14 protein-coding genes and 1 riboswitch are annotated in these 20,038 nt (G+C 36.9%); of the genes, 10 read left to right on the forward strand and 4 right to left on the reverse strand.

Annotated features, from left to right (window positions below; translation table 11 throughout):
* Window positions 1-6: 6 nt before the first annotated feature.
* Window positions 7-969 (reverse strand): BMP family lipoprotein, encoded by a 963-nt coding sequence (locus tag BK577_RS24205; RefSeq protein ID WP_078435391.1) that lies wholly within the window; start codon window positions 967-969, stop codon window positions 7-9.
* Between the two features lie 137 nt (window positions 970-1,106).
* Window positions 1,107-1,970, reverse strand: a complete 864-nt coding sequence (locus tag BK577_RS24210; RefSeq protein ID WP_078435227.1) for a CvfB family protein — start codon at window positions 1,968-1,970, stop codon at window positions 1,107-1,109.
* Between the two features lie 120 nt (window positions 1,971-2,090).
* On the opposite strand from BK577_RS24210, the gene BK577_RS24215 reads away from it, so the two are divergent.
* The 6 genes from BK577_RS24215 to BK577_RS24245 all read left to right on the forward strand — a co-directional run bounded on the left by BK577_RS24215 (window position 2,091) and on the right by BK577_RS24245 (window position 11,815).
* Window positions 2,091-2,582, forward strand: coding sequence for a YajQ family cyclic di-GMP-binding protein (locus BK577_RS24215; protein WP_078435228.1), 492 nt, complete (start codon window positions 2,091-2,093; stop codon window positions 2,580-2,582).
* Between the two features lie 240 nt (window positions 2,583-2,822).
* Window positions 2,823-2,920: riboswitch (SAM riboswitch) on the forward strand.
* 383 nt (window positions 2,921-3,303) lie between these two features.
* Window positions 3,304-5,157, forward strand: coding sequence for a bifunctional homocysteine S-methyltransferase/methylenetetrahydrofolate reductase (locus tag BK577_RS24220; protein WP_078435229.1), 1,854 nt, complete (start codon window positions 3,304-3,306; stop codon window positions 5,155-5,157).
* Window positions 5,150-8,572: a methionine synthase gene (metH, locus tag BK577_RS24225; protein ID WP_078435230.1), complete on the forward strand. Its 3,423-nt coding sequence runs from the start codon at window positions 5,150-5,152 to the stop codon at window positions 8,570-8,572. Before BK577_RS24220 ends, metH begins: the two co-directional genes overlap by 8 nt.
* A 1,016-nt stretch (window positions 8,573-9,588) precedes the next feature.
* Complete coding sequence (locus BK577_RS24235) at window positions 9,589-10,215, forward strand: FMN-dependent NADH-azoreductase (RefSeq protein WP_078435232.1); 627 nt, start codon at window positions 9,589-9,591, stop codon at window positions 10,213-10,215.
* A 152-nt stretch (window positions 10,216-10,367) separates the two neighbouring features.
* Window positions 10,368-10,799, forward strand: a complete 432-nt coding sequence (locus BK577_RS24240) for a MarR family winged helix-turn-helix transcriptional regulator (RefSeq protein WP_078435233.1) — start codon at window positions 10,368-10,370, stop codon at window positions 10,797-10,799.
* 143 nt (window positions 10,800-10,942) lie between these two features.
* Window positions 10,943-11,815: an SDR family oxidoreductase gene (locus tag BK577_RS24245; RefSeq protein ID WP_078435234.1), complete on the forward strand. Its 873-nt coding sequence runs from the start codon at window positions 10,943-10,945 to the stop codon at window positions 11,813-11,815.
* A 200-nt stretch (window positions 11,816-12,015) separates the two neighbouring features.
* Here the strand turns inward: BK577_RS24245 and BK577_RS24250 are convergent, their stop codons facing one another.
* A complete protein-coding gene (locus BK577_RS24250) occupies window positions 12,016-13,359 on the reverse strand; it encodes an alpha-amylase family glycosyl hydrolase (protein WP_078435235.1) in 1,344 nt (447 codons plus the stop codon).
* A gap of 348 nt (window positions 13,360-13,707) precedes the next feature.
* Between BK577_RS24250 and BK577_RS24255 the strand changes: the two genes are divergently transcribed.
* From BK577_RS24255 to BK577_RS24270, 4 genes are all read left to right on the forward strand, one after another.
* Entirely contained in the window at window positions 13,708-15,042 is a 1,335-nt protein-coding gene (locus BK577_RS24255) for a spore germination protein (protein ID WP_078435236.1), read from the forward strand.
* Window positions 15,035-16,111, forward strand: a complete 1,077-nt coding sequence (locus BK577_RS24260) for a GerAB/ArcD/ProY family transporter (RefSeq protein ID WP_245823571.1) — start codon at window positions 15,035-15,037, stop codon at window positions 16,109-16,111. The genes BK577_RS24255 and BK577_RS24260 overlap by 8 nt, the downstream gene beginning before the upstream one ends.
* The gene (locus BK577_RS24265) at window positions 16,098-17,177 is read left to right on the forward strand and encodes a Ger(x)C family spore germination protein (RefSeq protein ID WP_078435237.1); all 1,080 of its coding nucleotides are present in this window, start codon (window positions 16,098-16,100) and stop codon (window positions 17,175-17,177) included. The genes BK577_RS24260 and BK577_RS24265 overlap by 14 nt, the downstream gene beginning before the upstream one ends.
* A 171-nt stretch (window positions 17,178-17,348) precedes the next feature.
* On the forward strand, window positions 17,349-19,103 hold the full coding sequence (locus BK577_RS24270) for an alpha-glycosidase (RefSeq protein ID WP_078435238.1): 1,755 nt from the start codon (window positions 17,349-17,351) through the stop codon (window positions 19,101-19,103).
* Window positions 19,104-19,111: 8 nt separating this feature from the next.
* On the opposite strand, the gene BK577_RS24275 is transcribed toward BK577_RS24270, so the two are convergent.
* Window positions 19,112-19,972, reverse strand: coding sequence for a helix-turn-helix transcriptional regulator (locus BK577_RS24275; RefSeq protein WP_078435239.1), 861 nt, complete (start codon window positions 19,970-19,972; stop codon window positions 19,112-19,114).
* Window positions 19,973-20,038 lie beyond the last annotated feature (66 nt).

Raw genomic sequence — 20,038 nt, forward strand, 5'->3', positions numbered from 1 at the left:
ATCCTCCTAGCTGTCAGTTGATAGTTTCGTTTTCCATTCTTCGATAATGTCTTGTTGTTCTTTGGAAAATGGAAATACCCTTAGAGGAGCAAGACCTATTCCATCGTCCTCTATCCCTAATTCAATATGTCCTGATTGTACTTTCCTGTTCTTTATTAACTGTTCAGCAAGTTGATACATCGCCACATCCACATTTTTTAACATGGATGTCACAACTGCCTTTTCAGCATAAAAATATTGGTCACTGTCTACACCGATTGCTAATACTTTGTTAGCTTGAGCTTCTTTCAACATACCAACACCCGTAAACCCTGCTGCGGCATATAAGACATCCACATCGTTTCGAATCATTTCACGTGCTAACTTTGCACCTAATTGGTCATTACCAAAGTCACCTGCATATGTGACATCAACTTGTATTGATGGATTAATAGATGTTGCCCCTTCTATAAAGCCTTCCTCAAATTTATTAATAAGAGGAACATCATCTCCGCCAATAAATCCAATTTTATTAGTTTGAGTCGTTAAAGCTGCAACAACCCCAACCAAATAACTTCCTTGATCTTCTTTAAATGTAATAGATGTTACATTTTTTAATTCTGAAATTGCATCTATTAAGACAAATTGCTGATCCGGATATTTTTGGGCGACCTTTTCAAGCTCTTCTTGAACCATATATCCAAGACCGACAATAATATCATGATCCTCTTCTACTAGTTCGGTTAACCCTTTTTCATAAGTTCCCGAATCCTTTAATTCCCGGTAATCAAATCTTATTCCAAGTTCATCTCTTGCTTTTATCAATCCATTAAAAGCTGAATCACTAAAGGATTGGTCGCCCAAGCCTACATCAGACAGCATAATCCCAATCTTAACCTTTTCATCTACTTTACTAGCTGCCTCCTCTTGGGAACAACCTGCTATCATGAAAATGAATATGAATCCCAACATGGATGCTATTTTCTTGATGATCATTTTAACAACCTCTCTTTACTAACTATTCTTACATCTTTAGTTGTATCGGTCATAAAGATAGATTTTTAAGGCTTTTTACAAATAAAAAATGGTTTTCACTCCATAGTTACAAGTGAAAACCATTACATTACTTATTCGTTGTTTTCTTCTTCTTTAAAGTACGTCCAACCATCTTTTTGATACACACGATCGTTTTTCATTAGATGGCCTAATGCCCTTTTAAAAGCTCCCTTACTAAGGTTAAATCTTTCCTTTATGTCATCAGGGTCGCTTTTGTCAGTGAATGGCATCGCACCATTTCTTTCTTGCATGTAGGCATAAATTCTCTCCGCATCACCACTTAGTGCTTCATGCTTTCGAGGGAGTAGAGAAACATTAATTGTTCCATCCTCTTTTACATCAATGACTCTTCCGGTCACCGTCTCGCCCAGCCTTGGTTCAACCACGCGCTGTGATGAATGAATAAACCCTTTATATCCTTCTTCTGTTAATATAAATGAACCTGCTACAATCATTCGGTAAACTGTCCCTATTACCTCTTTATTAAACATCGTGCGGTCTGCTTCCTTCATAAGCGGCTCAACGATTTCCTCTGTAGCTAACCGAACAAAAAAACGACCGTTGCCTGATACTTTTAATGTACAATAAAGCTTGTCCCCAACGTTTGGCCAAACTTCTCTCAAATAAGGAAGATGATCTTTCGCGACAAGAGCATCTTTGCTAAGACCGATATTCACGAATGCACCCATATCTTCTACGATATCTACGACCTCAACCCAACCATATGTATCTTCTGTAATGTATGGTTTTTTCATTGTGGCATATAGTCGATCTTGTGCATCAACACCAAAGAAGACCTCAATCTTCTCTCCTTCTTCTATTTCTCCAATGACTTCGTTATTATGTAAAAGCACCCGTTCATTTCCATCTGTTAGAAAATAACCAAAATCTACCTTTTCATCTATTGTTAATGTTGCAAATGTACCTGGGATCATATATATATCCTCTCTTTCTTCTTTCTGTAAGAAAATTCTTTTAACATCACTTCAAAAGTTGTGATCATTGTTATATTTTACTATAATCAACCTATATTATATACGTAATGGAGGATAATTATGGCCAAAGATAGTTCATTTGATATTGTATCAAAGATTGAGTTTCCGGAAGTGACGAACGCGATTAATATTGCAATGAAGGAAATAGCAACAAGATATGACTTCAAAGGTAGTAAAAGCAACATCTCATTAGAAAAAGAAGAGCTTGTTTTAGTTTCTGATGACGAGTATAAACTTGAGCAATTAAAAGATGTTCTTATTTCCAAATTAATTAAACGAAATGTACCAATTAAAAATATTTCGTATAAAAAAGTTGAGAATGCTTCAGGAGGGACTGTCCGTCAAAGAGCTGAACTCGTTTCAGGTATCGACAAAGATAACGCTAAAAAAATTAACAGCATTATTAAAGACAAAGGCTTAAAAGTAAAATCTCAAATCCAAGATGATCAGATCCGTGTTACAGGTAAAAGTCGTGACGAACTCCAACAGGTGATTGCCGCAATCAGAGAAGCTGATTTACCAATCGATGTACAATTTATTAATTACAGGTAACATAGTTTTATTAGAGCTAACTCAAATGAGTTCAGCTCTTTTTTCTACCTCAAATATTAAAAGCATAATTTCCTTCTCCCTTCATATTTTTATAAAGGCTCCAACAAAACATCAACCAAAAACTTCCACATACTAAGTAAAATTTGACAAACTGTTAATTTACTATTGATATTTTTCTAAATATTAGATAAATTAGTTGTAATACTTTTTCACACGTTAAAGGTTATATGAAAATTTCATATCTTATCAAGAGAAGCAGAGGGACTGGCCCTATGAAGCTTCAGCAACCGGTCAATAACGAGTGAAGTCTGGTGTACAATGATTGACTAAGTCAAGAACACTGAACTAGGTTATTTTCTTTTAGCACAGAAAAGTAAATAAAAATGAATCGAACAAAGCGCTCTTGTTTGTTCGAAGCATTTTTATTTATTTTTCCAAGGCTTGCTATTCAAGCCGCAGCAAGCGCACGCTTGCTGTGCTAAAAGAAAATACGCATCACTATTTAAGAAGTGTTTTAGTCTTACCCGTCAATCAATTCCCCACACCCCACCAAGACTTCTGCGAGTGCCAAGGTGCTAATTCCAGCTAAGCATGTAAGATGCTTGAAAGATAAGGAGAAGCTAATAATGATTAAAGCCTTCTTCCTAAAGAAGGCTTTTTTAATTTCCTTTATCCAAAACAATGTTTACCTATTAATCATATAGATCGGAGGCTTCATTCAATGAGTTTTTTAGAGGATTTAAAACATAACATTTTAATTGGTGACGGTGCGATGGGTACAATGCTTTATGCCCATGGTGTTGATCGTTGCTTTGAAGAATTGAATCTATCAAGACCTGAGGATGTCCTTGCTGTTCATCAAGCGTATATAGAAGCTGGCGCAAACTTAATTCAAACAAACACATATGGTGCTAATGATATCAAGCTTTCAAGATATGGATTAGAGGATGAAATCAGACAAATTAACAAAAAAGCAGTTGAAATTGCCAAAAAAGCTGCTGATCAATCCACATATGTATTTGGCACAATTGGCGGAGTCAGATCTTTTAAAAAGAGTGCACATAGTATTGAAGAAGTGAAACGAAATTTTAGAGAGCAGCTCTTCCTCCTTCTAAACGAAGATGTAGATGGTCTTCTTCTTGAAACCTATTATGATATGGAAGAAATGAAAACAGTTCTTCAAATTGCCCGCAAGGAAACGAACAAGCCCATTATTGCAAATGTTTCCCTTCATGAAGCCGGTGTCCTGCAGGATGGAACGTCAGTGAAAAATGGTCTCACTCTTCTTGAAGACCTTGGTGCAAATGTTGTTGGCTTAAACTGTCGCTTAGGTCCTTACCATATGATTCAATCTTTAGAAGAGGTTCCAATACCAAATGAGGCCTATTTATCTGTTTTTCCAAACAGCAGCTTACCTGCACTAATTGAAGGGAATCTTGTCTATGAATCTGATGAAACGTATTTCAAGGAAAGTGCTCTAAAATTCAGAGATCAAGGTGTGAGATTAATAGGCGGATGCTGTGGAACTACACCTAGGCATATTAAAGCAATGGCTGAAGCAGTATCAAACTTATCCCCTGTTACAACAAAACAGGTTAAAGTTCCTGCAACATCTCAACTGCATGTACAGGAACATCAAGTCACATCTCCAACTCCGCTTGAGGATATTGTTCAAGAGAGACGTTCTGTTATTGTCGAATTAGATCCCCCTAAAAAACTGGGTATGGAGAAATTCCTTGAAGGTGCAGAAGCCCTTCACAATGCAGGAATCGATGCTTTAACACTTGCAGATAACTCATTGGCTTCACCAAGAATTAGTAACTTAGCTGCCGGAATCTTAGCAAAAGAAAAAACCGGGGCAAGAACATTAATTCATATTACATGCCGTGATCGGAATTTAATTGGTCTTCAATCACATCTCATGGGCCTACACTCACTTGGGATGTCAGATATATTAGCCATCACAGGTGATCCATCTAAAATTGGTGATTTCCCAGGGGCTACATCTGTATATGATGTGTCATCATTTGACCTTATCAGTTTAATTAAACAATTTAATAAAGGTGTATCCTATTCCGGAAAACCGCTTGGACAACAAACAAACTTCTCTGTAGCGGCAGCATTCAACCCTAATGTACGTCACTTAGATAAAGCTGTAGTCAGACTAGAAAAGAAAATTGCTCATGGTGCTGATTACTTTATTTCTCAGCCACTATACTCAAATCAGCAAATTATCGATGTATATGAAGCAACACGAAACTTGCAAGCTCCGATTTATATCGGGATTATGCCATTAACATCAAGCCGAAATGCCGAATTTATTCATAATGAAATTCCTGGTATTAAACTATCTGACTCTATTCGTGAAAAAATGGCTTCAGCCGGATCAGATAAAGAACAGGCACGCCAAGAAGGCCTTGCCATTGCAAAAGATTTAATTGATACAGCCTTCGAACTGTTCAATGGTATTTATTTAATTACACCGTTTTTACAATACGACCTTACAGTGGAGTTAACAAATTACATCCATGAAAAGGAAAAACAGCGAGCTGAAAGGAAGATTACACATGTGTAGCATCAACAAAGAGCTAGAAAAACGAATCCTTGTCCTGGATGGTGCGATGGGGACAATGATTCAAGCAGCAAACCTGTCTCCTGAAGATTTTGGCGGAGAAGATTATGATGGATGTAATGAATATCTTACATTGACTTCACCAAAGACGATTGAAACCATTCACGAAGCCTATTTGGAAGCCGGATCAGATATTATCTCTACCAATACCTTTGGGGCTACAAGTCTTGTTTTGGATGAGTATGATCTAGGACGCCTGGCTTTAGAGTTAAACATTGAATCTGCTAAAATAGCGAAACGTGCCGCTGAAAAATACTCAACACCTGAAAAGCCCAGATATGTCGCAGGTGCGATGGGACCAACAACCAAAACACTTTCAGTTACAGGTGGAACAACATTTGATACATTAGTCGAAAATTATGAAGAACAAGCAAGAGGCTTAATCATAGGAGGAGCAGATTTGCTCCTTCTCGAAACAAGCCAGGATATGTTAAACGTTAAAGCTGGATTTTTAGGAATTAAAAAAGCCTTTGAAGACACAGGCAAGGAACTTCCCTTAATGATTTCCGGAACGATTGAACCTATGGGTACTACTCTGGCAGGTCAGGATATTGAAGCATTTTATGTATCATTAGAACATATGAAGCCACTTTCAGTCGGATTAAACTGTGCAACCGGACCTGAATTTATGACAGACCATATTCGTACACTTTCCGGTTTAGCTAATACAGCTGTTAGCTGTTACCCGAATGCAGGCTTACCTGATGAAGAGGGAAATTATCATGAATCACCAGAATCACTCGCGAAAAAGCTTGTTGCTTTTGCAGAACAAGGCTGGCTGAATCTAATTGGCGGATGCTGTGGGACTACACCAGAACATATCCGTGCTATTACTGAAGCAGTTTCAACCATTACTCCACGAAAAATCGAAGAAGTCTCGACTGGTCACACAGTATCCGGAATCGATGCCCTACTTTACGAAGATGGAATGCGGCCTTTATTCGTTGGTGAACGTACAAATGTTATTGGTTCCCGTAAATTTAAACGTCTGATTGCAGAAGGCAAAATAGAGGAAGCATCTGAGATAGCAAGAGCACAAGTCAAAAGTGGTGCCCATGTTATCGATATTTGCCTGGCTGACCCCGATAGGGATGAGCTTGAAGATATGGAAGTATTCATACAAGAGGTTGTGAAAAAAGTCAAAGCTCCACTTGTTATTGACTCCACAGATGAGAAAGTAATTGAACGGGCGCTAAAATACTCTCAAGGTAAGGCGATCATTAACTCTATTAACCTTGAGGATGGCGAAGAGCGTTTTGATGCAATCGTTCCGCTTGTCAAAAAATACGGTGGCGCATTAGTCGTTGGAACAATAGATGAAGTGGGAATGGCCCTAACAGCAGAAAAGAAACTTGAAGTGGCGATTCGCTCTCACGACCTTCTCGTCAAAAAGCATGGACTAAAGCCGAGTGATTTGATATTTGATCCACTTGTATTCCCGGTAGGAACCGGTGACGAGCAATATATTGGTTCGGCAAATGAAACTGTTCGCGGTATCCAGCTTATTAAAGAAAAATTACCTGAATGCTTAACGATATTAGGCGTTAGTAATGTTTCTTTCGGACTTCCTCCTGTTGGACGCGAAGTTCTGAATGCTGTTTACTTGTACCACTGTACACAGGCCGGGCTCGATTATGCAATTGTTAACACGGAAAAATTAGAAAGATTTGCTTCGATTCCTAAAGAAGAAATACAAATGGCTGAAGATCTTTTATTTAAAACAACAGACGAATCATTGGCTAAATTTACTGCCTTCTACCGCGGTAAGAAAAAAGAAGACAAAAAGCCTCTTCAAAACCTTACCTTGGAAGAAAGATTAGCAAGCTATATCGTAGAAGGAACAAAAGAAGGCCTTATTCCAGATTTAGAGTTAGCATTAAAAAAATATCCTGTGCCTCTTGATATCATTAACGGACCATTAATGGAAGGTATGGCTGAAGTCGGGGTATTATTCAATGATAACCAATTAATCGTTGCAGAGGTTCTCCAAAGTGCCGAGGTCATGAAAGCATCTGTTTCCTATCTCGAGCAATTCATGGAAAAACGCGATGATAGCGGAAAAGGTAAAATCCTTCTTGCTACAGTAAAAGGTGATGTACATGATATCGGTAAAAATCTGGTTGATATTATTTTAAGTAATAATGGCTATAGAGTAATCGACCTTGGCATCAAAGTAACACCACAAACATTAATTCAAGCTGTAAAGGATGAAAAACCGGATCTTATCGGTTTATCCGGCTTACTTGTTAAATCAGCACAGCAAATGGTGATCACTGCTCAGGACTTACACAAAGCAAACTGTGAGTTACCAATTTTGGTTGGTGGTGCAGCATTATCACGGAAATTCACGAGAATGAAAATTGCACCTGAATATAACGGTCCTGTTGTCTATGCAAAGGATGCAATGGATGGCTTATCTTTAGCTAATCAATTACGCACAACACCTGAAATATTCGCTGCAAAAGAAGCTGCCGTAACAGAAGAGGCAAAACTAAAGAACTCTCAAGCACAAAGTGTTACGGAACTACTAATCAAGCGTGGAACTGTAAATGAGGCGCCAATTTTTACGCCTGTTGATACAAAGCGTCATATACTCAAGGATATCTCCCTTTCCCACATTATTCCTTATGTAAATATGCAAATGCTTATCGGTCATCATCTGGGATTAAAAGGGAAAATCAAGGAATTAGTCCAAAAGAAAGACCCTAAAGCGGTCGAGCTTGTTGAATTGATACAGGAGCTTTTAAAAGATGGAGCCAAACAGAAATGGTTCAAACCAGCTGCGGTCTATCAATTTTTCCCATCGTATAGTGATGGAAATAAGCTTCATATCCTTGATCCGGAAAATACAGATAGAATCGTACAAACTTTTGATTTTCCAAGACAGGAGAAACTGCCGCATCGCTGTATTTCCGACTATGTTCGTCCGAAACAAAAAGACGGATTTGACTATGTGGCCATGTTTGCCGTTACTGCAGGAAGTCAAATTCGTGAGCTTGCCCAAGGATTTAAAGAACAAGGTGACTATTTAAAGAGTCACGCTGTTCAGGCACTTGCTTTGGAGCTTGCAGAAGGGTTAGCTGAACGTACTCATCAACTCATTCGTGACCGCTGGGGCTTCCCTGATGCACCAGATTTCACAATGGACCAGCGCTTCTCAGCCAAATACCAAGGACAGCGCTACTCCTTTGGATATCCGGCTTGTCCTGATCTTGAAGATCAAGAAAAGTTATTTAACCTTATTCGTCCAGAGGACATCGGCATTCAGCTAACAGAAGGTTTCATGATGGAACCAGAAGCATCGGTAACAGCCATAGTTGTTGCACATCCGGATGCGAAATATTTTAATGTTATGTAAGGTATGTGCCCTAAAACAATGTTTTAGGGCATTTCTTTATCTAAACCTGTACTTCTTCATAAACTTGCAAAATTGGGTACGTCGAGAACCATAAAACGGGCAAATTGAGATCCTGCTTCAGTATGGGGAGCCATTTAATCGATCCCTACTCAGGAATGACCGTGAAATGGCGGTTGCAAAAAAATCGGGAAGGTCGCAAGAATAAACTATATACCTGCAAAAATATGCTCTGACTTGCAAAAATACAGACAAAGTTGCAAAAAAAACATAGGAACTTGCAAAATTGGGTACATCGAGAACCTTAAAAGCGGGCAAATTGGGATCTTGCTTCAGTATGGGGAGCCATTGAAATTGATCTTTACTCAGGAATGACCGTGAAATGGCAGTTGCAAAAAAAATCGGGAAGGTTGCAAGAATAAACTATATACCTGCAAAAATATGCTCTGACTTGCAAAAATACAGACAAAGTTGCAAAAAAAACATAGGAACTTGCAAAATTGGGTACGTCGAGAACCTTAAAAGCGGGCAAATTGAGATCTTGCTTCATTATTGTCAGCCATTTAATCGATCCCTATTCAGGAATGATCGTCAAATGGCGGTTGCAAAAAAATCAGGAAGGTTGCAAGAATAAACTATATACCTGCAAACAACGCTCTGACTTTTGCAAAAAATGGAGACAAAGTTGCAAAGGAACATTTTTCCTTCAATTCTGCTTAACATGCTATCCACTTCCTAATAAATCTATCAAGTTGCAAGATTTGACGTCCATCTCCCCAAAATCTCATCCTTTTGACTGACCTTTTCTTCTACCAAATACGTTATAATTTTCCGCATAGACAATATTGTTGACACATTCACCAATATTCATTAAAATCAAACTTATGCAGATTAGTATGTATAGCAACATCTTTTAGTAAAACTAAATGAATTTGAGATACTTGAATTTTCAGTAGTTGCTACGCCAACAAATAAATCATTGCAACTGAGTTGCGATCAAAGTTAATGGAGGAATTTATATGTCAAATGTATTATTTATTAAAGCAAATTCTCGCCCTGCAGATCAGGCTGTAAGTGTTAAACTATATGACGCTTTTGTACATTCTTACAAAGAAACTCACAAAGAAGATACAATCACAGAGCTTGATTTATTCCAAGAAAACCTTCCTTACTATGGAGTGGATGCAATTAACGGTATGTTTAAGCGTGCAAGAGGAATGGAATTAACAGCTGAAGAAGAAAAAGCTGCAAATTTAGTTCAAAAATACTTGGATCAATTCGTTGCAGCTGATAAAGTTGTATTCGCATTCCCACTTTGGAACTTCACTGTTCCAGCTGTTTTACACACATACATGGATTATTTATCACAAGCTGGTACAACATTCAAATATACACCAGAAGGCCCTGTAGGCTTGCTTTCAGAGAAAAAAGTAGCTCTTTTAAATGCTCGTGGCGGCGTATATTCAGAAGGTCCAGCTGCTGCTGTAGAAATGTCTGTTAACTACGTTAAAAATGTATTGGCATTCTGGGGAATCACGAATACAGCTGATGTAATCGTTGAAGGACATAATCAATTCCCGGATCGTGCAAACGAGATTATTGAAGACGGTATCCGTCAAGCTGCTGAATTAGCAAGCAAATTCTAATTTTAGACTCTAAAAAGCGAGTGATAACACTCGCTTTTTTATATACTCATTCTTCTCTATCTAAGTACTTTTCTCCCATAAAATTGACAATATAGTAACTTCTTACTAAACTTACATTAATGATATCTAGAATGATTAGGAGTTTACCGAACATGACACTCTCGCTAAATGACTTAATTAGCATTTTTATCCACCAAACTGATTTAGAGCTCACAGGATATATAAAAAATAAATTAGTACCTTTTAATATTGCTCCTGAACAGAATTTGATTATGATGTTACTTTGGGAAAAAGATGGACTTAGTCAAAATGAGGTTGCATGTAAACTAGATAAAGATAAAACAAACATTGCAAGAATGGCTTTTGGACTTGAGCAAAAAGGGTTTGTAAAAAGAATAAATTGTCCAAAGGACCGTCGTGTTCAGCGATTATATTTGACAAAAGAAGGGTTGGAATTAAAAGAACATATCATCCCTATTGCCACCCAGTTTAATTCGCTTCTTTGTCAAGATATAACAAATGAAGAACTGAAACAGATACGACAAATATTATGTAAAATGAGAGCAAATTTAAGGAATTCATGATAAGAAGCCTGAAACCAGGCTTCTTTTTTTGTTTACTTTAATGAACAAGTGGGAATAGAAATACCAGACTACAACATCATGAACATACTTTTAGATTTTCTTCACATAATAGGTAAACGATAATACTATAGGAGGTAAAAACTTTGAGTAATAATCAAAATCAACAAAAACAAACATTACCGCCACAGCACCAGGATGTTCAGCCCGGACATGAGGATTTGATGAATCCAAAACCTACATTTGATGATCAATCATATACCGGAAGTGGGAAATTAAAAGATAAAGTGGCCATTATTACAGGTGGAGACAGTGGAATTGGACGAGCAGTTGCAGTTTTTTTTGCGAAAGAAGGAGCTAATGTTGTCATTTCCTATTTAGATGAGCAAGAGGATGCTGAGGAAACCAAAAAACATATAGAAGCAGAAGGTCAAAAATGCCTGCTTGTTTCTGGAGATATTGGTGATGAAACTGTATGTCAGCAAGTTGTAGCAAAAACAGTTGAAACTTTTGGACAAGTAGATATCTTAGTAAATAATGCAGCTGAACAACACCCACAAAAAGGAATTGAAGATATTACAAGTGAACAGCTGGAACGAACTTTCAAGACAAATATTTTCTCGTTTTTCCATTTAACAAAAGCTGTCCTTCCTCATTTCAAAAAAGGAAGTGCGATTATTAACACCTCTTCTGTAACGGCATATGCCGGAAATGAGCAGTTAATTGACTATTCTTCAACAAAAGGTGCGATTACTGCGTTTACTCGTTCGTTGGCCCTTAATCTTGCCGGTAAAGGAATCCGCGTGAATGCAGTGGCTCCAGGTCCAATTTGGACACCACTTATCCCATCTACGTTCCCGGCAGATCAAGTTGCAACCTTTGGGGCAAATACACCTATGAAGCGACCTGGACAACCTGAAGAACTTGCACCTGCTTACGTATTTTTGGCTAGTGATGATTCCTCTTATATGTCAGGGCAAACACTTCATGTGAATGGTGGAAAAATTGTTAATGGTTAGAAAGCGCAAGCGCCTTGATCAGGCCCGACAAGCATAAGGCGATTTGGAATATAAGGGGTTTTTTGCTTTCAAATCCAAATCCCCTTATGACCTAAGGGCCTAGGCGCTGGAGCTGGACACCAACACTAAGTACAGAATTTTATGCTTAGCTATCATTATAAAACAACAGGGACTGTTCTAATGAACAGTCCCTTTCTATATCAAGACTTCTGCTTTCCTTTTCTATAAGCCATGACCAAAAATAAAATAAACAATGTCGGAACAATGATAAAGACACTGATAAATGGTATATTTAATCCCGTCTTATCTTTTATTTCATATACTTCTGCAATTTCACGATCTATGATGAACTCGTATTCGCCATTTTCTTCTTCAAAAGTGTCACCTGTTAGCAAACCTTCAAGCTTGTTATCTTTAGCTATTTCAGCAGCAGGTATTTTTACCTTTTGAGTCTCAGTCGTATTATTAATAGCAACAATCAGGGACTCATCCTGATAGGATCGTTTAAAAATAATCATACCGTCCTTTTCATATAAAACTTCATAATCTCCTCTTGTTAGAGCAGGGAACGTTTTTCTTAAAACTGAAAGCTTTCCTAAATACTCAATCAATTCTTCATCTGATTGAAAGTTCATTAAAGGACGGTTTGTCGGCGGCTCTCCTCCATCGACAGCAATTTCTGAACCATAATAAACGAACGGAGTTCCCGGGATCGTATACATATAGGAGAAAGCCATTTTCAACCGAACACCCGGATGCTGATTATTTTCGATGGCATGTCTTGTAAAGCGGACTGTTCGATCATTATCAACATATGTACTTAGTAAAGGTGATGACTTGGCTACAATCTCAGTTATTGGTAGAAAAGATTGATCAACATTCGAAAATACACTTGCTGTTTCTTCATAAAAAGATTGATTCAGAATAGAATCAAACCCATTTTCTAGATAAGAAGAAACATTCTCATCCTTTGATTCAATTGATCCTACTAAGTAAAAATCCTCTTTGAGTTCTTCTATGTCCTTGTGAAACTGATTCCAGACACTCACATTGATACTGTCTGCTTGTTCGATATAGTACCCATCTACATTGGTTTCATTTATCCACCATGATGCTGTTTGTGTAAGATTTTGGTCGATCTCACCGTAATCTAACAGTATATTCATATCAAGCTTGTGAGCTTCTTCAACAAGTTTTTTTACATCTTCAACCGTCCCTGCATGCTCGTCCATTGTTTTCACTTCAACTGCATTATTTTCTTCATTAAAAATCGGGGAAAGTATGATCGAGGTAAATCCCATTTCATGAATATACTCAATTTTCTTAGTAATTCCTTCAATATCTCCTCCATGATAAGCAGTTGGATCCTCAAAATTGAGATCACTACCATCATTTTTAGAGTTTCCGTTATTAAATCGGTCAACGACAACATAGTAAGCAATTTCATCTTGCCATGCCCTCTCTTCTTTTTCAGCAGCATTCACGGGAATTGCTCCTAAAAGAAGAAATAGAATAAGCAAAAATTTGCCAGCTCTTTTAAACATCTTGGTCCGTTCCTCCTATATTCTATATCTCTACGTTCTTAAGAGTATCGCTTTGTGTCATATACCGTCAAATTTTATTTAGATTCTTTCAATTTTTTAGTAATGCTGTTTTAGGTTTCGAATAGTTTCCAGTATCACCCAGTTGGATTTCAATTGCTTGTTTGGTTTACCATGAGATTCCCCTAAATTTGGCAGTGTCTAGTACGGTGGAAGAAGAAAAAGTTATGCTGCTAATCACCTCCATTACATGAACGCATCTTTTTTCATGTATAAAATACATAATCGTTCCAGTATAAAATTAGTATTAATGTGCAAATTAGTATTATTTAGATGAAGGGATCACATACTATGGATCGATTAGTTGAAGAAATACAATCTGTGCTTGGAAATAATGAAGATTTTGTTCAGTCAAGGGATTATCTTGCTGATACATCTGTTATCCTATTAGGTTTTAGTACTCTAGTTGATTTTACAAAAACCAAAATGACCCTCCAAAAGCATTCAGACAGTTTCATTTCTCAAGATAGGCCTTCTGATGATTTATGGTGTTCAATAGGTAAACTAATCGAAGGTGATGTTAAGGAAGCTATTTCATCCATATATGTAGGCAAACTAGTTATTATTATCGAGAATACCAGTCGATTTATCATTATGGATCCTGTATCTAAACAACTAGATCGTTCCATTGAGTCGCCTTCAAATGAAAATGTAATTCAAGGTCCATTAAATTCTTTTACGGAGAATATTGATATAAATATCGGTATTGTCCGTAAACAAGTGAACTCGAATGAACTACACTTAAAAACATACTCAACAGGGCACAATGTAAAAAAAAAACTTTCCTTGTTTTATATAGACGGCAAAGCTGATACTAAATTATTAGACAACCTTATGGAACATATTGAAAAGAATATTAATATGGAGATTGATGATTTGCAAGGATTATCAAATATGATGGGTTTTCGAAGCTGGGACGCAGTTTCGAAATTTAATACAACTGAATTGCCTCTTTATGCCGTTCAATTTCTGAAAAAAGGAAGAGTTATTCTTTTTGTGGATCAATTCCCTTTTGCGCTTATTCTTCCTAGCCATCTATTAGATATGTTCATTCTTGAAAATGATCGAAATTTTCCTCTCCCCATAATGGTTTCCATTCGATTCGTAAGAGTTATTGGTCTTTTGGTTACGCTGATCAGTCCTGGTTTGTATGTAGCACTTGTTGCAGTTAATCCTGAAATTTTACAGATACAGCTTGCCTTGTCTGTTGCCCAGAGCCGTGAAGGAGTTCCATATCCTGCATTAGTCGAAATTATTCTCATGCTTGTTATTCTTGAATTAATTTTGGAAGCTAGTGTCAGGCTCCCTAAATCCATTGGACCTACGATTACAATGGTCGGAGGGATTATTCTAGGACAAGCTGTTGTTGAAGCTAAATTGGTCAGCAATCTCCTAATTATTATTCTTGCAGCTACTACCATTGCCAATTCAACAATTGTCGGTTTTCAAAACTCTGTTTCCATCAGATTATTTAAATATGTCATTGTGTTTCTTGCATCCATTTTCGGCTTATTAGGCATTGTAGCAGGCCTTGTATTAATTGGAGCTTACTTAGCGAGTATCAACACCTATGGTAGGTCCTATCTAGACATAAACATGAAAGGGACTGAAAACAACAGTGAATAAAAGTTTACATGTCATGATATTATATATTTTAAGCCATTTGGGACTCATTTTCTTTATGTACCCGGGAAATATAATTTCAAGTACAGAGCAGGGCCACTGGCTTCCAATTCTATTAGGAATAATTGTTCATTTTACTTTTTTATTTGTTTATATGAAGGGACTAAGTTTCTTTCCAAAAAAAGATATTATTACGATCTATACAGAGTTTGGAAAAGGTAAAGCTCTCCTATTTCTTATCCCTATTTTCATTTATTTCATTATGATTTTATTAATAACCGTACGTGCGTACGCAGAAATTATTACAATCGTCTTTTTATCCAACACTCCCATATGGGCCATCATGTTATTATTACTATCTATCTCAACTTATATTGCTTCAAATGGAGTTGAAGTCATTTTTCGTACAGGGTTTCTCTTATCCATCCTATTTCTTCCGATCATTTTATTTATCTTCTTTACTTCTTTTCAAAATGTTGATTGGAGATATGCCATCCCTTTTGATACTGATTTTCGATTCATTACAAAACGTCCCTACTTAGAAAGTTTTTTTGCCTTCTCTGGAGGGTTTCTGTTTCTTGGCTTTATTCAACCCTATTTCTCTTACAGTAGAAAATCGATTTTATGGGCAGCTGCAATCCTGATTCCTTTTTTTATATTTTCTGTTTATATCCCCATTCTTACATTTGGGCAGGCCACTTCGGCAACAACATTCCTCCCTTATGTTGTTGTGGTAGACGCCATAAATATTAATTGGTTGATGTTTGATAGGGTCACCATGTTTTTTTTGTTAAGTTTACTATCTTTTATTATGCTTTACCTATCTCTCGTGACATGGAAAACACTCCGAATATTAAGTCATTACATTCCATCGATCAAACCAGTTAATCAGGTGATCACAGTTTCAGTAGTAGTGTATTTTTTATGTTTCTTGATTCCGGGATGGGAGGATATTGAAAAGCTATTTTGGTGGAATACTTTTTTACGATTTTATATCTTAATAGCAGTTCCCTTATCTATCTATTTCTTTGGATCTCGTATTAAGAGGAAGGGTAAAAATGAAACCATATAATTTAATGTCAAAAGCGACTATCGTTTTTTGTTTATTTTTGCTAATTCTCCCCCTAAGCGGCTGCTGGGATAATAGGGATATCAATCACCGAGTGCTACCTGTAGTCCTTGGTGTATCTTTGATTGACGAACAATACAGGGTATTCTTAGAGATTCCTGATCCTGAAAAAGATACAACAAATATCAAAATTATATCCGGAACAGGAGAAACAATTACAAAAGCGGTCGATACAATAAGCAGAAATTTAGAGAGCAGTGTAGACTTACTTCATGTAAAACTAATATTGATTGATCGGAAAACTGCTGAAGAAGGGGTGAAAGATATTATCGCCGGCTTTATGCGATCGCGAGAAGTATCACCAAAAGCATTAGTGGCTATATGCAATCAGGATATAGATGAGTTTTTTTCAAAACTGTCAGATTTAAAGGAAATTCATGGAACTGCCATGTTCGATTTTTTTGAAAAAAATGCAGGATGGAATCCTGATATCGCTCTTACAAGGATATGGGAGGTATACCGTAGTATCCATTCTTATACACGTGATGTTGCGATCCCTCTAATTGTTACTGGCAAAATGACAGCAATTGAACAATCAGGTTCAGCTGTAATAAAGAATGGAAAGATGGTAGAACAAATCAGTGCTGATGAAACTCTGCTATTTAATTCTTTTGACGGAGAAAGCACCAATGGTAACATTGAAGTTTTGAATCATGCAAGTGTTATGATCATTGGCAATTCTATGCGCCATAAAAGCGAATTAATTGATAAGCAGCCTATTTTGCAAAGCCGTATCAATTTAAAAGTCGTCATCCTTGAAACAAGAGGAAACGCCTCTTCGACATTAGTTAAGAAGGAATTGAACAAACTCTTAACCGACAGATTTAATAATATGTTTGCCAAAATACAAAAGAGTGAAGCCGATATTTTAGGTATAGGTCAGTTTTACCGCAACAAACTGACTCGAAAAGAATTAAAAAATTGGAGATCGGTATACTATCCAAATATGAAAATGAATATTCAATTCCACATTGACATTCAAAATGAAGGATACTTAAAAACAACATAATAGGAAAATGTCAGTAGAATAGTTATACCTCCTTTTTGTATTTAATTTATATCTCGAACAATAATTAGAAATTATGGTCAAGATATAAAATAAATACATTTCCCTTGTATCTCCTGTTTATAATTGGAGAAACCTTATTCTTACAAATTCATTTAAGATAAAGGAGTCGTCATGCTGAGAGAAGCTATTTATCATCGTCCGGGAGGCCAATTTGCTTATCCTACTTGTGATGGGTCTTTTCAAATTCAACTTCGAACAAAGCATCAAAATGTTAACTCCGTCAATCTTCTATATGGAGATCCATTTGAATTTGATCAGGAGAACTGGAAGTCTACATCATCACAAATGTTGCATAGTGGTACAGATGGATTATTTGATTACTGGTCCGTTACTGTTTTCCCACCACAAAAGCGTCTTAGGTATGCCTTTCATTTAAAAAGCGACGAGTCGGAGCTCTTTTTCACAGAAAAGGGATTTACCGATCATGTTCATAAAGATTTTTCTGCCTATTTTTGCTTGCCTTACTATCATCGTTCAGATGCCTTTAAAGCACCTGAATGGGTAAAAAATACAGTCTGGTATCAAATATTTCCAGATCGATTTGCAAATGGAGATACTTCAAATGACCCTGCAGGAACATTAGCATGGAACAGCATAGAACCTGCCTCAGACTCTATTTTTGGAGGTGATTTACAAGGTGTCATCCAGCATTTGGATTATTTAGTAGACCTGGGAATCAACGGAATTTACTTTACCCCGCTCTTTCGTGCTCATTCAAATCATAAATATGATACGGTGAATTATTTCGAAATAGATCCGCAATTTGGAAGCATACAAGATATGAAGGAAGTTGTTAAGGAGTGCCACGCAAGAGGAATTCGTGTCATGCTTGATGCGGTTTTTAATCATTGCGGGCAGGACTTCCCTCCGTTTCAAAATGTGTTGCAACATGGAGAAGCATCACCATATAAGGATTGGTTCCATATAAGCTTTTCATCAACTGGTGATATACAGTATGAAACCTTTTCCTTTGAAAAATCAATGCCGAAGCTGAACACTCAACATCCTGAGGTTCGCAAACTTTTGTTTGATGTTGGGCAATTTTGGATAAGAGAATGTCACATTGATGGATGGAGGTTGGATGTGGCGAATGAGATTGACCATCAATTTTGGAAAGATTTTCGTCAGGTGATAAAACGTGATCACCCTGATGTGTATCTAGTTGGAGAAGTATGGCACGATGCGATGCCTTGGCTTGACGGGGATCAGTTTGATGCTGTGATGAATTATCCTTTCGCACAACTTCTTCACCAATTTTACGCATATAATGTGATAAATGTTGAGCAATTTACTAAGTCATTACAACACTATTTACACCAATATCCAAAACCTGTTTATCATACATTATTTAATATGGTAGGAAGCCATGATACACCAAGAATCGTAAATCTTGCAAAGATGAATAAGCAAAAAGTTAAGCTGTTATCCGTTTTTCAGTTTAGCTTCTATGGTTCACCTTCGATTTACTATGGAGATGAAATTGGCTTAACTGGAGATCAGGATCCCGGATGCAGAAAGTGTATGGAATGGGATAATTCAAGACAGGATCAGGACATGCTAACATTCATGAAAAGATTGATACACCTGCGAAAGCAATATCCTGTTCTCGGAAATGACGGGGAATTTCAGCTCTTATCTTATGATATCAACCAAAACTCTATTTGTTATCAAAGAGAAAATTCCACAGAACTTGTCATTGTTGTCATGAATAATCATCCTGAAAAGCAAACGATTTTGCTTCCGTTACAACTTAAAGACCGTACGATTTTTGATCTTTGGCTCTCAAAAGAATTTGCTGCACATTCCGATCAGCTTTCTGTCACACTTGATGGCTATGACTTTACCCTTTTGCTTATTAAGAAATAACTATCTTGTTATCTCCTTAGAATGACCTTTCGATATTCAATTGGTGTGAGACCTTCCATTTTCTTAAATAGTTTTGAAAAGTAAGTGGAATCCAAAATCCCCACTTCTTTTGAGATATTAGCGATCTTTTGATCTGTAGTGGCTAACAATCTTTTTGCTTGATTCATCCGATATCTATTTAAATAATGATTTGGCGTCTCACCAACAATTTTTTGCATACAACGAGTAATATAATCCGGGTGAAAATGGATAGCATTTGCAAGATCCTCCATTTTCACCTCATCTCTGTAATGTGCTTGAATATAAGCTACCACTTCTTCTACTACATTTTCGGCAGCAGAAGGGATTTTGCATGCTTCCTTTTGGAGGTGCAATAGAAACTCCTGAAAAAACAATTGCTGCCTTAATTGATAATCAGGTGTTTGATGATCAACATGTAATATTTGGTGAAAAATGGTTTCTACAAAGCTTGTATTCTCTATTTCCCCATAACATGGAATGGACAGCCTATAAGAAGGAGGGTGTTCATAGTCTCCTTCAGATTCATGAATATCAGCCCAATTTGTAATCCCTTCTTCTACAATTTCATAGTTTGTGGGAATTATAAAATGAAACCAATAATATTCAGATTTCACCTGACAGCCTTTATGACCGAAATGTTCAAACCCTGGAAGTAAAATGATATATTGGCCCTTGCCAATTGAGTAAGGAATACGATCTTCTGTTAGATATAATTCCCCTGATTTTACATAAATCAAGTCAAGCACCGTAAATGTACGACGAAAATGTTTTTTATCCTTTTCAAAAACAGCATATCCTCCTTTAATCAAGGTTGGAAAGGCCGGTACCTGAAACTGTATATGTGACAAGCCGCATCATCCTCTAAGTCGTATTTCTCCAAATTATATCGTAATCTTCTCTTTCTATTATACTGC

This window comes from Metabacillus halosaccharovorans (assembly GCF_002019635.1).
In the GTDB taxonomy this organism is placed as follows: domain Bacteria; phylum Bacillota; class Bacilli; order Bacillales; family Bacillaceae; genus Metabacillus; species Metabacillus halosaccharovorans.

What these genes read in the sequence shown, in the direction of transcription:
- BK577_RS24255 (WP_078435236.1), top strand. Translation starts at nt 13,708, where the DNA reads ATGGATCGATTAGTTGAAGAAATACAATCTGTGCTTGGAAATAATGAA.
- BK577_RS24220 (WP_078435229.1), top strand. Translation starts at nt 3,304, where the DNA reads ATGAGTTTTTTAGAGGATTTAAAACATAACATTTTAATTGGTGACGGT.
- BK577_RS24210 (WP_078435227.1), bottom strand. Translation starts at nt 1,970, where the DNA reads ATGATCCCAGGTACATTTGCAACATTAACAATAGATGAAAAGGTAGAT.
- BK577_RS24250 (WP_078435235.1), bottom strand. Translation starts at nt 13,359, where the DNA reads ATGTTTAAAAGAGCTGGCAAATTTTTGCTTATTCTATTTCTTCTTTTA.
- metH (WP_078435230.1), top strand. Translation starts at nt 5,150, where the DNA reads ATGTGTAGCATCAACAAAGAGCTAGAAAAACGAATCCTTGTCCTGGAT.
- BK577_RS24215 (WP_078435228.1), top strand. Translation starts at nt 2,091, where the DNA reads ATGGCCAAAGATAGTTCATTTGATATTGTATCAAAGATTGAGTTTCCG.
- BK577_RS24265 (WP_078435237.1), top strand. Translation starts at nt 16,098, where the DNA reads ATGAAACCATATAATTTAATGTCAAAAGCGACTATCGTTTTTTGTTTA.
- BK577_RS24235 (WP_078435232.1), top strand. Translation starts at nt 9,589, where the DNA reads ATGTCAAATGTATTATTTATTAAAGCAAATTCTCGCCCTGCAGATCAG.
- BK577_RS24240 (WP_078435233.1), top strand. Translation starts at nt 10,368, where the DNA reads ATGACACTCTCGCTAAATGACTTAATTAGCATTTTTATCCACCAAACT.
- BK577_RS24270 (WP_078435238.1), top strand. Translation starts at nt 17,349, where the DNA reads ATGCTGAGAGAAGCTATTTATCATCGTCCGGGAGGCCAATTTGCTTAT.